This window comes from Bradyrhizobium sp. CAR08 (genome assembly GCF_052871955.1).
In genome coordinates this window covers 62,376-75,384 of sequence record NZ_JBIXJX010000005.1, presented here as the reverse complement: position 1 = coordinate 75,384, position 13,009 = coordinate 62,376, and the positions used below count along the sequence as shown (strand labels likewise).

Below are 13,009 nucleotides of genomic sequence, written 5' to 3'. Positions count from 1 at the left end.
GATCTTCAGATGGCCGAGATGTCCAGCTTCGAGCCATCGGTCAGACGCGACAGCCGGAACGGTGCGGGATCGACGCAAGGAGTGTCGTTGACGAGAAGCTGTGCGGCCAGATAGCCAAGGCCCGGGCCCAAACCGAAGCCGTGACCCGAGCAGCCCGCTGCGAGGACGAGGCCTTCCACCCGGTCCACCTTCGACACGACAGGCACTGCATCCGGCGTGCAATCGACGAAGCCGCCCCAAGCGCTACCGAGCTTTATTTCGCCGAGTTGGGGGAAGGTTTTCCGGACACTCGCCACCACTTGGCTCACCAGCCATTTCAAGGGCGGAGGATCCAGCACGCGATTCTGTTCGAAGATCCGATCGTCGTTGGTCAGCAGCGCCGTCATTGAATCCGGCCCCGAAACGAACGATTGGCCGACGCCAATCCTGACGTTCTTCAGGCGACGCAAGAACTGCGGCATGAATTCCCGGCTGTACCGGATAGCCTGGGGCGTGATTTCGAGGTTCGCCTTGCCGCTGATCGCAAGCGTATAGCTGCCGTCCAGTCGACGCGTGATCGTGCAGTAGGGTGTGGAGACCGCCTCGCCTATGTTGATTGTCGGGGTGGAACGCAGCGCGGTCTGACGGATGCTCGCTTGGGGAAAACTGATCCCGAGCGGCCGAAGGAAGCGCGAGGACCAGGCGCCGGCGGCGCAAAGCACCGCGCTGGTTCTGATATAGCCCTTCTCCGTGTGCACGCCTGCAATCTTGCCATTGGCCAAGTCGAGCGCCCGCGCGGCGCATCCCTGGTGGATCGTGGCGCCCAGAATTCTGGCCCCTTCGGCGATAGCCGGCGCGGCGAGCGCAGGTTCGGCCTTGCCGTCCCGAGCCGAATAGGTCCCGCCGACCCATTTGTCGCGCGCTTCGGGGACGCGCTCGGCCACCTCCGCCCGGCTCAGCACGCGGGTGTCGACGTCGTACTCCCTGGCGACCTCGCGCCACCTTTCCCAGCCGGCGAGCACAGCCTCGTCGTGGGTCGCATAGACGAGTCCGCAGCGCCGAAATCCGAGGTCCCGATTGATATCGCGCGTGAGCTCGTCCCACAGCCGCATAGAGATCACCGAGAGTGGCAGTTCGCGGCGATCGCGGTTCTGCTGCCGGCACCAACCCCAGTTTCGGCTCGATTGTTCACAGGCGACGTGACCCTTCTCGAGGAGCGCCACAGAGAGGCCGCGCTTCGCCAGGTAATAGGCGGCCGTAGCGCCGAGGATACCGCCGCCGACTATGACGACATCGGCCTCGGCCGGGAGACGCTCATCGCTGTGAATGCGCTCGACATGGGGCGACATGTTCCAACGAACCTCGGCTGCCAAGAACGCGGAAGCAAAATTCCGATCAACCCTTCATCGCATCAGGCGCCCGATAGAATGTGCTGAAATCATCTAGGACTTCGCAAGATGTTCGGGTTTTTGAGCGCTTGAGCGATACGAGCTGCTCAAGCGCGATCGTCCCAGTTCGGCGCAACGGCGGCGCGACCTGCTTGTCCACGGAGACTGGACCGCTTTTCGATGCCCCAGAAAAATGGACCCAGACCGTCGCGATTGGCTCGGCGACACCGGGACGAGTGATGTCCTGAACCACGAGCGTCGAGAAGGCACCAGCGCGGCGGCAAAGCCCATTTCGGCGCCCGAAGTCATCTTCCGCACTGTCTCGATCGTCTTCCATACGCCGACATAGCCGGGTTTCATCACAAAGCTGTCGCCGGCGCGGAAAATGCGAGGCTCCTTGCCTTCCTCGGTCAGCTCCACCACGCCGGAAAGGATGTGGCAGTACTCAAAGGTCTCGCCCTTGATCGAGCGGTTCTCGCCAGGCGTGGCTTCCCAGACTCCGGTCTTCACCGAGTCGGCGCGGGAGGAGTCCTGCTCCCAGGTCCTGAGGTCATCGAGGCCGGACCGGCGAAGGCCGGTCGACGGCGTCAAGCGTTTGCTCCGATCGCAGGCAGACGGTCTAGCCTTCGAGGTCGTGAGCGGTGCCGGCATCCATGGATGTGCCGGGTTCGAGCAGCACGACCTCGCAGACGTCGTCCAGCGCGACAGGGCAATGCTCTACCCCATGCGGGACCACGATGAACTCGCCTTGCTCGATGATCTCGTCCCGATCACGAAACTTCATCAGCAGGCGGCCTTTGTGCACCAGGAAGAGTTCGTCACCGCTCCTGTGAAAGCGCCAGGCGAACTCGCCCGCGAACTTGGCGAGCTTGATCTGCATGTCGTTAATCTGACCCGCGATCTTCGGAGACCAAGTCTCCTTGAGCTGCCCGAACGAGCTGGCCAGGTTCTTCTTGTGGAGCGGCGAGAGATGCCGGTTCAGAGCGGCCACGTCACGGATGATGGCCCCAAGCTGGCGAGCGACGTCCTTGTCGTCGGCCGGATACTTGCCGTCCAACGCGGCCGTGCCGATAGTGAAGCCGGCGGCTCCTGCGTCCTTCAGGATGGCGATCCGCTCAGGCGTATCAATCGAGCCGGCCACATAGACGGGCTTGGGCACCGCCGCGCACACCGCCTTGATGAGGGCCGGGACGTCTTCCTTGGAGCGATAGGCGAGCAGGTCGAGGCCATACACGCCCTCCCGCACGGCGAGCGCCTGGGCGCTCTCAACGATCTCCTCGATGCTCCCTTCGAGCACGCTCGGATGACCGGTGATGCGACCCGGGAAGGGGCAGTATTGAATGCCGGTGCCAGCAAGGATCGGCAACACGTCGTCAACATGTGTGCCGCCGAGCAAGACGTCGACGCCGATTTCAACCGCCGCTTTCGCCGAAACGATCTCACTTTGCCGGTCGAGTGAGACGACTTCGAGATAGGAGGTGGCGCCGTCTGCCTTGATGACCCGGTTGAGAACTTTGAGTCGATCAATCGGCAGGCCGATGTCCTTGAAACCGATGTGGCGAACGCCAAGCCTCAGGGCGGTCTTGAGTTGTTCAGAGGCGTCCCCGACGGTGCGATCGTTGCGCGTGAGCATGAAGATAAAGCGAAGGCCCATTAGACTACCCCTTCTTTGGTCTTAATTTGCGCGGCGACGAGCCTTCGCGCGTAAGCCAGCGCGGTCTCGAGACTGCCGGTGTCGGCGATGCCTCGGCCCGCAATGTCGAATGCCGTGCCGTGATCAGGGCTTGTACGGACGAACGGCAGGCCGAGCGTGATGTTCACACCCTTTTCGAGGCCGAGATATTTCACCGGAATCAGGCCCTGATCGTGATATTGGGCCACGACCACATCGAAGCGGCCCTTGCGGGCCTGCATGTAGACAGTGTCCCCGGGCCAGGGGCCACTGGCGTTGATGCCCTCGGCGCGGGCCGCTTCGATCGCAGGCCGGATGATCTGGATTTCTTCGTCGCCGAAGAGACCACCTTCGCCGGCATGGGGGTTGAGCCCTGCCACTGCAATGCGCGGCGCCGCGATCCCGAGGGCCTTGCCGCCCTCATTTGCGAGCCGGATCGCCGACATCTGGGCATCGAAATCCGCTTGGTCGATGGCTTTGCGCAGCGACATGTGGATGGTGACGAGAACCGTGCGGATATCATCGTTGGCCAGCATCATCGCAACGCGCTCCGCACCACCATAGTCGGCGAGGATTTCGGTGTGCCCGGGATAGCGAATGCCCGCGCTTGCCATCGCTTCCTTGTTGATCGGTGCGGTGACGATGCCGCTGACCTTGCCGGCCTTGGCTGCCGCGACGGCGGCGACGACGGCATCGAAGGAAGCTTGGCCGGACATGGCGCTGACGCTCCCGAGCGGAGGCGGCGCGATGATTTGCGTCGCCTCGACAACTTCGATGGACCGCGGCTCAGAGCGCGCCTCTTCAGGTCCGGCGATACGCCTGACCGTCAGCTCGAGACCCAAACGATGGACGATATTCTCCATCACGGCGTAGCTGCCGAATACAACCGTGCCTTCGCCGGCCTTGGCCAATGTCTTCGCCACGATCTCCGGGCCGATGCCGGAGGCATCGCCCATTGTGATGGCGAGGGGAGCGGATTGGGTCATGATACAACCAGTTCTAATACCGAGGTGCCAAGGCGGAGCTGCGTGATCGCACGACGCAGCGTATCGTCGTCGCCAAAGCCGCCTGCCTTCATGGCGATCAGCAGCTCTCGTCCATCTCCGAGGGACGTGCGGCCAAGCGGAAAGCCTGGCTCCAGCTCTTGCAGGATCTCGAACTCACAAATGTCCAGGCCATCCAGGATCGCCTCCATGGTGTCCCCGCCTGTGGCGATCACCATATCGAAACGCTTGTCGGCCACCCGTCGAGCCGCATTTTGAGCAATGTCGCGCAGGACGGATCCGGGATCATTCATCCGTTCGATCGGAGCCTGCAGCAGAGCGATTCCAGGCTCCATTGCGATGCAGCCGGCCTGACGATGGCTGCGCGGATTGGCGCTGCCGATCGCAACAAGAATGTCGCCACTAACCGCGGCGGTCACGTCCGACGCAACCGCAAGCGGCGCAAGACGCTTCGCCAGGGCAAGGGCCATGCCCGGAGAGCCCACCCATAGGATCGACTCCGGATCCGGCAGGGCCGCAACTTGTTTGTCGAGATCGGCCTGTGTCGCAGCATCAAGGATGACGACCCTTCCGATGGAGGCCGGAACGACCTCAGGCAGCCGAGAATGTCGCGCCGGATGGACGGGGTCGCGACCGTATTCGGTCTCCGTTACAGGAATGCCGTCCACAAGCTGAACGCCGTCGACGGTTGTACGCCCAGCGCCAGGGAACGCAGGTGCAAAGACCAGCATCTTGCGGCCGCTTACGGTGAAGGCCGCTTCCATCTCGGCCGTCACATGCCCGCGAAGAGTCGAGTCGACGGTCTTGTAGAGGACAACCCGCGAAGCGAGCTGCTGGGCAAGTTCTGACTGCCGCCGCGCCGCTTGCGAAGCCGGCACTGATCTAGATCCGCTATCAACGGCGACAATCGTGGCCTCCTGGTGCGGCAGCCGGCACCGGCCGACAACGGCTTGCAAACCGCGCTCGACAAACGGACCGGCCCCATCGGCGGCGCTGGTCAGGTCGTCGGCTAGGATACCGATTGTGTATTCGCCATTGGTTCGCATGGATCAATTATGCTAAGCAAATTCAACATAAAAAGCGATATTTTTTGCGCTACATTGGTGATATGAGATCACCAATGAGGCGATCAGAAATACCTTCATTGGACGACTTGCGTGCGTTCGAGACCGCTGCGCGGCTGGGGTCGGTTCGGCTTGCCGCGAACAGCCTTGCCTTGACCCATGGGGCTGTGAGTCGCCGTATCACCAAACTGTCGGAAGACCTTGGCTTCAAACTCTTCGAAAAAAGCGGACGTGGCTTGAGTCTCACTGCCTCTGGAGAAGTGCTCAACCTCACACTCGGCCGTTTCTTCACCGAGCTGGCGACAACCGTTGAGAGCTTGCGTGCTGCCAACGCACAGCAGAACTCCCTCGTTCTCTCATGCGAGCCTTCAGTCGCTATGCGCTGGCTTATTCCACGGCTTGCAAGCTTTCAGGCCGTCCATCCCGACATCGCTCTACATCTGTCAGTCGCCGGCGGCCCCGTCGAGTTTCGCCGCGATCGGATCGATATGGCTATACGTCGGCTCGACTTTGCGCTCCCAGAGGCGTGGCACGTCCGGCGCCTTTTTCCTGAAAGGGTAGGACCGGTCATGAGCCCTCAGCTCGCAGCGGTGTTTGCCTCAGGAAACTACATCGCCCTAGGTTCGAAGACTCGGGCGGACGCTTGGTCGCGATGGCTTTCCACCCACCCGTCGGTGCGGCGCCCCGCGGAGATACGCTTCTACGATCACCACTTCCTCATCGTCGAAGCAGCATTGGCGGGATTGGGCGTTGCCCTCAGCCCGCGGGTCCTTGCAACGGACGACGTAGATAGAGGGCGGCTCATCGCACCTGCCGGTTTCGATCCGGACGAAAGCCACTATGGCCTCATCTGGGCGGGAGAAACTGAACTGTCTGGGAAAGCGAACTATCTTGCTTCATGGCTGCAGGAACAGTGCAATCTGATCTAATGATTCAACTTCGCGCTCCTCAAGGGCTCGGCGCTATCAAGCGTTGAACCCGACTTGAGAAGGTGTTCTGCGATCCGACGCGTGTGCGATCACCGCCGGAAACACTTTCGCGTCAGCGGAAGCCGATTCGCTTTCCGAGATGAATTTCATCGATAGAATCCGAGAACGGCCTTGGTCTCGAGATATTCTTCCATGCCCTCGCGGCCGTATTCCCTGCCGTTTCCGGAACGCTTGTATCCGCCAAAAGGTGCGTTCGGGTCCCAGTCGGGATAGTTGAGATGAACTTGACCAGACCGGATCTGCCCGGCGACCGCCTGCATCGTTTCAATATCCGTGCCCTGCACATGCGCGCCGAGGCCGTAGACGGTATCGTTGGCGATCTCGACCGCCCCGTCGACCTTATCGTAGGGAATGATCGACAGCACCGGGCCGAAGATCTCCTCCTGCGCAATTCTCATGTCGCGATTGACGTTCGAGAAGATGGTCGGCCGCGCATAGAGGCCGACCTGAAGGTCGTTGGGCCGCCCCGGCCCGCCAATGACAAGCTTGGCGCCTTCCTCCAGGCCGATGCCGATCATGGCCTGGATACGCTCGAACTGCGGCGGGTTGGCGATCGGACCATGGGTCGTGCTTTCCGCAAGCGGATCGCCGACCACCAATTCAGAAGCGGCCGCCGCCGCCAGGATCTCGACCTTTGCCATCTGTGAGCGGGACACAAGCATACGCGTCGGTGCGCTGCAGGATTGGCCGAGATTGCGGAAGGCGGCGGCGACACCGAGCGGAACAGCCCGGCTCAAATCCGCATCCGGCAAGATGATGTTCGGTGACTTGCCGCCGAGCTCCTGTGCGACGCGCTTGACGGTGGGCGCCGCTGCTTGCGCGACGAGAACGCCTGCCCGCGTCGAGCCGGTGATCGAGATCATGTCGACTTGCGGATGCGACGCCAGACCGGTCCCCACGACTGGACCTGCCCCGTTGACGAGGTTGAAGACGCCGGGCGGACAGTCGGCATCGTCCATCACCTTGGCGAACAACAGGGCACTCAGCGGCGAAAGTTCGCTCGGCTTCAACACCACCGTGCAGCCAGCTGCCAGCGCCGGAGCGACCTTGGCCGTAATCTGGTAGAGGGGCCAATTCCAGGGGGTGATGAGACCACAGACGCCGATTGCCTCGCGCATAATCGCGGTGCTGCCGCGCGCGGCGATGAACGGATAGGTCGCGAGATTGTCACGCGCGACGCGGATATGTTCGGCAGCGAGCGGCACCTGGGCGCGGCGCGCGTAAGTGATGGCGGCCCCCATCTCGCACGTGATGGCCTGCGCAAACAGCTCCAGCCTATCGAGAAGCAAACCGTGAACCCGGTCGAGCAGCGCCGCCCGCTCGGCAGCCGGCTTACGGGACCAGCCGGTAAAGGCTTTTCTCGCGGCTGCGACCGCGCAGTCTACATCCTCATCATCGCCGAGCGCGATTTCTGCGACCGGCTGCTCGATCGCCGGATTGACGACGATCGCCGTCGCCAACCCGGTCGGCTTCCGCCATTCTCCGTCGATGTAAAATTTGCCGAGGAAGCCGGCTTCCGTCAGGTATCGAACGGCCGAGGTCATTGGAAGCGATCCTTGATCCGGTAATAGGCGCCGACCAGCGGAAGCTGGGCATGCGCAAATCGCCGCCCGATTCTGTTTCAGATCTACCAACCGCGCATCCGCGGCCACTGAGCTTCGATTGCGTCACTTCCCGCCGAGATGACATTGTAAAGTTCGTGCTGTGACGCCATCGCGCAGGCATGATTGGGCAGAATCCTGACCTTCGCGCCGATCGGGATATGCGGGAGGGCTGCAGCCGATCTGGACCTTATGGCGAGGATGCCGTGCTCCTGGCTCGCCTGCGCGACGATCAGATTCGGATAGAGTTGGCCGGACAGATCGCAGACGAGACCGTAACCTTGGTCGACCCGCTGCGCCGCGGTGCCGCGATCACGTGACAGTGCCATCCAGCCCGCATCGACCAAAATCCATCCCTTCTCCGGCTTCGTGCCGATGACGGTGGCGAGAACCGAGATCGCGATGTCGTCGGTCGTGCAGACACCGACGCCGTGCATCACCAGATCGAAGAACATGTAGACGCCGGCCCGCATCTCCGTGACGCCGGTCAGGCCTTCGGCGAAATGGGCGGTCGGCGTCGAACCGACACTTACGACCGGGCATTCATGCCCCGCCGCCCGCAATGTCTCCGCGGCCGCCACGGCCACGGCCCTTTCGTTCTCTGCGGCCGCGACGAGGGCATCGGACGAGCAAAGGCTGTAGGATTCGCCGGCATGGGTGAGAATGCCGGCGAGCGTGACGCCGGCCTCGGCCAGGGCCGCCGCGACGGCGATGAGCTTGGGATCGGTGGCGGTCAGCCCGCCGCGATGGCCGTCGCAGTCGATCTCGATGAAGGCGGAGGGCGTCACGCCGGCGGCGCGCGCTGCCGTTCCCAACATCGCCGCCTGTTCAGGCGAATCGAGCAGCACCTTAAGGTCAACGCCGGCTTTGCGGAGACGCATCGCCCTTTCAGCGGTGTGCGGTGCCACGCCGACGGCATATGTCACGTCACGGAAACCGTACTGCGCGAAGTACTCAGCCTCCGCCAAGGTGGAGACCGTGATCGGCCCCGGCCCGGAGGGATAGGCGCGCCGGGCAACCTCGATGGATTTCGCGGTTTTCATATGGGGGCGCAGCACGACGCCAGCCGCGGCCATACGAGAGGACAGACGGGCGAGATTGCGATCCAGCCGGTCTTTGTCGAGCAGGAGGGCCGGCGTCGCCAGTGCGCCGACCGTCGCGGTTATCTTGCGTGGCGCGGCGTTCTGGCTATCCGTCCGGCGCATATCGGGGCGTTGCATCTCAAGGTCTCCTAGCCGAACGACTGGTTGGCGACCGCGAACGTGCGCGCCGGCCCGGTCCATGGCATCTGCGTCCCCAAGACCATGGTGGTGGCGTCGCTGACCTTCTGCAGGCCGATGTTTCCAAGCCAGTCACCGAGTTGCGAGGAGGCCGAGGTGTCGATCCGGACGAAAACACTCCCGAGGGGCGCGAGCGCGGCCCCGATTAATGCGCGCGCATCGGTCGGGCTTTCGGCGACCACAGGGCCGATGACATGTCCGCGGCCGAAGAGACGGGAAATGGCGTAGCCGCGGGGTATGCCGTCACGCAGCAGGACATAGCCGCAACCGACCTCGATCAGCCGGTTCAGCATCTCGCGCCTCATCCAGCCGGTGGCCTCGTGATCGAGACCGACTATGGCCTCGAAGTCCGACGGAACCATCGCTCTGACGTTCCCGACCGGCGGCATGTCGCGGCCCTGGCGAGGAACGCCGTGATGCTGGTGCAGCATGCCGATGCTGGCGAAGCCGCGGCGTGCGTAAAGCGCAAGGCCTTCGGCGGTCGAATTCAGCGTGACGATTCGTGGTCGTGCCGCCGCGAGCAGCGCGTCCATCAGCCGGGCCCCGTACCCCCGTCCCTGAACGGCTTTCGAGACGATGACCATTCCGGCGGAAGCATGGGTGTCGCCGTAAGGCCACCACAGCGCGGTCCCCACCACAGCACCCGCACTCGTCACCACGAAACCGCGGCCAAGCTGCAGCGCAAATTCCCAATCCTTGAGCAGATACGGCCAAGACATCTCCTGCGAGAGCTTCAAGGCACCTTTCAGATGCGCTCTCGCGAAAGGGACTAGGGCCACGTCTTCAATCTCGCGTTCTCCGGCTTGGGTAGCTTCGGTTGCCATGATGCGTCGACGTCTCATGCTTGGGTTAGCGGACTAATCGTCAGTGCCTGACACGGCGAGGTCCATCTGACGATGTTCCCGCGAATTGCAGCGTATCTTGGCTGCGACAGCATTACGCGATCAGACTGACACAGAGTTCGGCAGGGAATTGCATTGATGATCCGATAGAAGGGACGATGTGCTGTCAGCGTCTCGCCACGCCGCAGCGCGATCCCGTTCCGGCATCCGATGGCCCGGAACGATACCGGGCATCAACCGCGGATCGCTCCGATAGCGCGCTTGAACGAACGCTGCGACCTCGTCGGGTGACAGCACCGTAAATACAGCCACGGCTGAAACACTCTTCGATCCGGAATCGACCCTTCAACAGGTTGCACCCTGCGTGATGTCCGCAATGTAGTTCTTTATAGCTTGTGCATTCGGGGGAAGGACTTTGACTCGCCTCGGCAGCCCTTCTAGTCCATCGAACCGTAGCGGACGATCTGGTTGCCGGCCTAACGCTTCCTTGATCGTCGTAGCGAATTTGATTGGCTGTGCAGTTTCGAGCACAAGCATCGGCGTCTCGGGGCTCACATGCATGCGCCCGACCGTCACACCATCCGCAGTGTGAGGATCGATCATTGTGTTGTAGCGCTCCCACGTGTCACGGATCGTCGCCAGTCGATCGGCATGAGTGCTCCTGCCGCTGCGGAATCCGAAACGCGCCGCCGCCGTTACGAAGCTGGGATCACCGCTGAGGTCAAACGAACCGCATTCCCAAAGTTGGTTCTCAAACAGCGATTTCGTCCGACGGGCGTCGCGACCGAGCAAGTCGAACACGAAACGCTCGAGATTTGACGCCTTGGAGATGTCCATGGAAGGACTCGATGTTTCAAGCGTGTCAGCTCGGCTTCTGACGCGATAAATGCCGCTGCGGAAAAACTCGTCGAGCACGTCGTTTTCGTTGGTCGCAAGGACGAGACGGGATATTGGAAGTCCCATCATGCGCGCAACATGACCAGCGCAGATGTTTCCGAAGTTTCCTGAAGGCACGGAAAAGTCAACGCCTGCTGACCTCCCTTCGGAGACTTGAAAATAGCCGGAGAAGTAATAGACGACCTGCGCGACCAGTCGGGCCCAGTTGATCGAATTCACCGCACCTATCTTATATCGTCGTTTGAATTCCAGATCGCTGGACACACATTTGACGATGTCTTGGCAGTCGTCGAACACGCCATCTATGGCGATGTTGTGGATGTTGTCGTCCTGCAGGCTGAACATCTGAGCTTGCTGAAAGGAGCTCATCCGTCCGAGGGGCGACATCATGAAGACCCGCACCCCTTTCTTGCCGCGCATTGCGTATTCCGCAGCGCTCCCGGTGTCGCCACTGGTCGCCCCAAGAATGTTCAATTCGTCGTGCCGCCGTGCCAGTTCGTACTCGAGCAGATTGCCGAGCAACTGCATGGCCACGTCCTTGAACGCCAGCGTAGGACCGTTCGACAATTCCTGGAGGTAAAGCCGCGTCTCCAGCTTTCGAAGCGGAACGATGTTCGAGGTTCCAAAGATCTCGGGCGTGTAGGTCTTTTCGCAGATTGCCTTCAGGTCAGCGGGCGGAATATCGCTGACGTAGAGCGACAGGACCTCGAAGGCCAGGCTGGGATAGGACAAGGCACGCCACGCATCCAATGTAGCGGCGTCCACACGCGGGTAGGTCTCAGGTACGTACAGCCCGCCATCCTCGGCGAGGCCTTCAAGCAATGTTTCGCAGAACTGTCTGCGACCTGAATGTCCGCGCGTGGATACGTAGTGCATCGATGCTCTTCTTTCGAGAGGCGGCAGTGCCGCCAGCTCCATGACCTGAGTTGTACCTTTGGGAATGCCCGATGGAGTTTCCAGCCGTCAGCGGCGGTCGCGCCACAGCGCGAAACGATCCTGCATCCGATATCCCCAGATCATGGCGGGCATGAACCAGGGATCGCCACGATAGAGCGGGATGGAGTCCGGCGGACGGAAGTCAAAGGCGGTGCGCGCCCGTTCGTGGTTTCCGATCAGCTTGTGGGCCGCGTGCATCCCGATCCAAGGCGCCCAGACGACGCCTGAACCGCAGAAGCCAGTGGCATAAACCACACCGTCCTCTTCGAAGATGCGCGGGAGCATGTCGCGATTCATCGCCACATTGCCGAACCAGCTGTGCGAAAGGCGAACATTCTCGAGTTCGGGGAAAAGGTTCACCAACCCCTTGCGCAGCAGGAGCTTTGGAGCCACCGGGTTACCGACACGAGAGCTGTCGCGCCCCCCTAACAGGATACGTTTGCCGTCGGGCGATGGGCGGTAATAGAACCCGACCTGGCGGTTCTCGGTCATCATCATGCGTTTGGGCATCAGCCGCTCCATGACGTCAGGTGCGAGCTCCTCGGTTGCAATGATCCGGCTGCGAACCGGGACCAGCCTGCGGCGCAGGAAGGGAACGGCGCTATCAGTATAGCCATTCGTGCAAACCAGCACCTGACGCGCCTGCACCGAACCGGCCGAGGTCACGATACGGAATCCGGAACCATCTCTCTCGATGGAGATGACGGGCGTATCCGCATGAACCGCGACGCCCGAAGCGAGCGCCACGCGAAGCAGTTCAGCGTGAAACTTCGCCGGTTGTAGCCCTCCGATATCCATCCGGACTGTTCCACCCCGGTAGACATCGGTGCCGATGTAGCTGTGCTGCTCGGCATAAGGTACGGCGTGAGACTCGATCCGCAGCCTCTTCGCTAATACTTCCGCGCTACGCGCCATCGTGTCGTACTGCTCATATCCGAACGCGCCCTTGAACTGCCCGACCAGCTGGAAATCGCAGGCAAGCCCCTCGGTCTTGATGAAATCGTAAAGGAACTCGCGGGCGATCTTGCCTTCCGCCTCGATTGCCAGCGCCTTGTCTGCGCCGAAGCGTCGGGAGATCGCGGCGTAATCCGGCCGTATGCTCGCGCTGGTTATTCCACCGTTGCGCGTCGAGGCTCCCTCGCCCGGACTCATCGCGTCAAAGGCCGCAACCGAGCGTCCCTCGCGCGCCAGCACCAGCCCGGCCGAAAGAGAGGCATAGCCAGCGCCCACGATCAGCACGTCAAGTTTCTTGGGAAGAGTCTGTTGAGGCAGCGACCTAAGTGGTGCAGCTTCCCACCAATAGGGCGTGTCCTTCTTTGCGGCTCTGGGCTCGTGCATGTCGCTGACTTCTCGTGTG

At 62.0% G+C, this 13,009-nt stretch carries 10 protein-coding genes and 1 pseudogene; 1 reads left to right on the top strand and 10 read right to left on the bottom strand.

Annotated elements, in window-relative coordinates; translation table 11 throughout:
• Positions 1-5: 5 nt before the first annotated feature.
• The 5 genes and pseudogenes from ACIPUD_RS12710 to ACIPUD_RS12690 form a co-directional block, all read right to left on the bottom strand.
• A complete protein-coding gene (locus tag ACIPUD_RS12710) occupies positions 6-1,328 on the bottom strand; it encodes an NAD(P)/FAD-dependent oxidoreductase (RefSeq protein ID WP_018453207.1) in 1,323 nt (440 codons plus the stop codon).
• A gap of 345 nt (positions 1,329-1,673) precedes the next feature.
• Positions 1,674-2,018: pseudogene (locus ACIPUD_RS12705) on the bottom strand (cupin domain-containing protein); the annotation flags it as partial.
• Positions 1,987-3,021 (bottom strand): cupin domain-containing protein, encoded by a 1,035-nt coding sequence (locus tag ACIPUD_RS12700; protein WP_085350769.1) that lies wholly within the window; start codon positions 3,019-3,021, stop codon positions 1,987-1,989. The pseudogene ACIPUD_RS12705 and the gene ACIPUD_RS12700, both read right to left, overlap by 32 nt.
• A complete protein-coding gene (pdxA, locus tag ACIPUD_RS12695; protein WP_446480775.1) occupies positions 3,021-4,025 on the bottom strand; it encodes a 4-hydroxythreonine-4-phosphate dehydrogenase PdxA in 1,005 nt (334 codons plus the stop codon). Before pdxA ends, ACIPUD_RS12700 begins: the two co-directional genes overlap by 1 nt.
• The gene (locus ACIPUD_RS12690; protein ID WP_446480774.1) at positions 4,022-5,089 is read right to left on the bottom strand and encodes a four-carbon acid sugar kinase family protein; all 1,068 of its coding nucleotides are present in this window, start codon (positions 5,087-5,089) and stop codon (positions 4,022-4,024) included. Before ACIPUD_RS12690 ends, pdxA begins: the two co-directional genes overlap by 4 nt.
• Here ACIPUD_RS12690 and ACIPUD_RS12685 point away from each other — a divergent pair.
• Positions 5,065-6,036 carry a LysR family transcriptional regulator gene (locus tag ACIPUD_RS12685; RefSeq protein ID WP_446480773.1) on the top strand — a complete coding sequence of 324 codons (972 nt, stop codon included), beginning with the start codon at positions 5,065-5,067 and terminating at the stop codon, positions 6,034-6,036. The two genes, ACIPUD_RS12690 and ACIPUD_RS12685, sit on opposite strands and share 25 nt — an antisense overlap.
• Positions 6,037-6,182: 146 nt before the next feature.
• On the opposite strand, the gene ACIPUD_RS12680 is transcribed toward ACIPUD_RS12685, so the two are convergent.
• From ACIPUD_RS12680 to ACIPUD_RS12660, 5 genes are all read right to left on the bottom strand, one after another.
• A complete protein-coding gene (locus tag ACIPUD_RS12680; RefSeq protein WP_204512488.1) occupies positions 6,183-7,640 on the bottom strand; it encodes an aldehyde dehydrogenase family protein in 1,458 nt (485 codons plus the stop codon).
• 83 nt (positions 7,641-7,723) lie between these two features.
• On the bottom strand, positions 7,724-8,917 hold the full coding sequence (locus ACIPUD_RS12675) for an alanine racemase (protein WP_446480772.1): 1,194 nt from the start codon (positions 8,915-8,917) through the stop codon (positions 7,724-7,726).
• Between the two features lie 11 nt (positions 8,918-8,928).
• Entirely contained in the window at positions 8,929-9,714 is a 786-nt protein-coding gene (locus ACIPUD_RS12670; protein ID WP_446480771.1) for a GNAT family N-acetyltransferase, read from the bottom strand.
• Positions 9,715-10,164: 450 nt separating this feature from the next.
• Complete coding sequence (gene thrC, locus ACIPUD_RS12665; RefSeq protein ID WP_446480770.1) at positions 10,165-11,592, bottom strand: threonine synthase; 1,428 nt, start codon at positions 11,590-11,592, stop codon at positions 10,165-10,167.
• Between the two features lie 87 nt (positions 11,593-11,679).
• Positions 11,680-12,990: an NAD(P)/FAD-dependent oxidoreductase gene (locus tag ACIPUD_RS12660; RefSeq protein ID WP_446480769.1), complete on the bottom strand. Its 1,311-nt coding sequence runs from the start codon at positions 12,988-12,990 to the stop codon at positions 11,680-11,682.
• Positions 12,991-13,009 lie beyond the last annotated feature (19 nt).

Excerpts from the sequence above, each read along its gene's own strand:
- ACIPUD_RS12710 (WP_018453207.1), bottom strand. The coding sequence starts at position 1,328 with ATGTCGCCCCATGTCGAGCGCATTCACAGCGATGAGCGTCTCCCGGCC.
- ACIPUD_RS12700 (WP_085350769.1), bottom strand. The coding sequence starts at position 3,021 with ATGGGCCTTCGCTTTATCTTCATGCTCACGCGCAACGATCGCACCGTC.
- pdxA (WP_446480775.1), bottom strand. The coding sequence starts at position 4,025 with ATGACCCAATCCGCTCCCCTCGCCATCACAATGGGCGATGCCTCCGGC.
- ACIPUD_RS12690 (WP_446480774.1), bottom strand. The coding sequence starts at position 5,089 with ATGCGAACCAATGGCGAATACACAATCGGTATCCTAGCCGACGACCTG.
- ACIPUD_RS12680 (WP_204512488.1), bottom strand. The coding sequence starts at position 7,640 with ATGACCTCGGCCGTTCGATACCTGACGGAAGCCGGCTTCCTCGGCAAA.
- ACIPUD_RS12675 (WP_446480772.1), bottom strand. The coding sequence starts at position 8,917 with ATGCAACGCCCCGATATGCGCCGGACGGATAGCCAGAACGCCGCGCCA.
- thrC (WP_446480770.1), bottom strand. The coding sequence starts at position 11,592 with ATGCACTACGTATCCACGCGCGGACATTCAGGTCGCAGACAGTTCTGC.
- ACIPUD_RS12660 (WP_446480769.1), bottom strand. The coding sequence starts at position 12,990 with ATGCACGAGCCCAGAGCCGCAAAGAAGGACACGCCCTATTGGTGGGAA.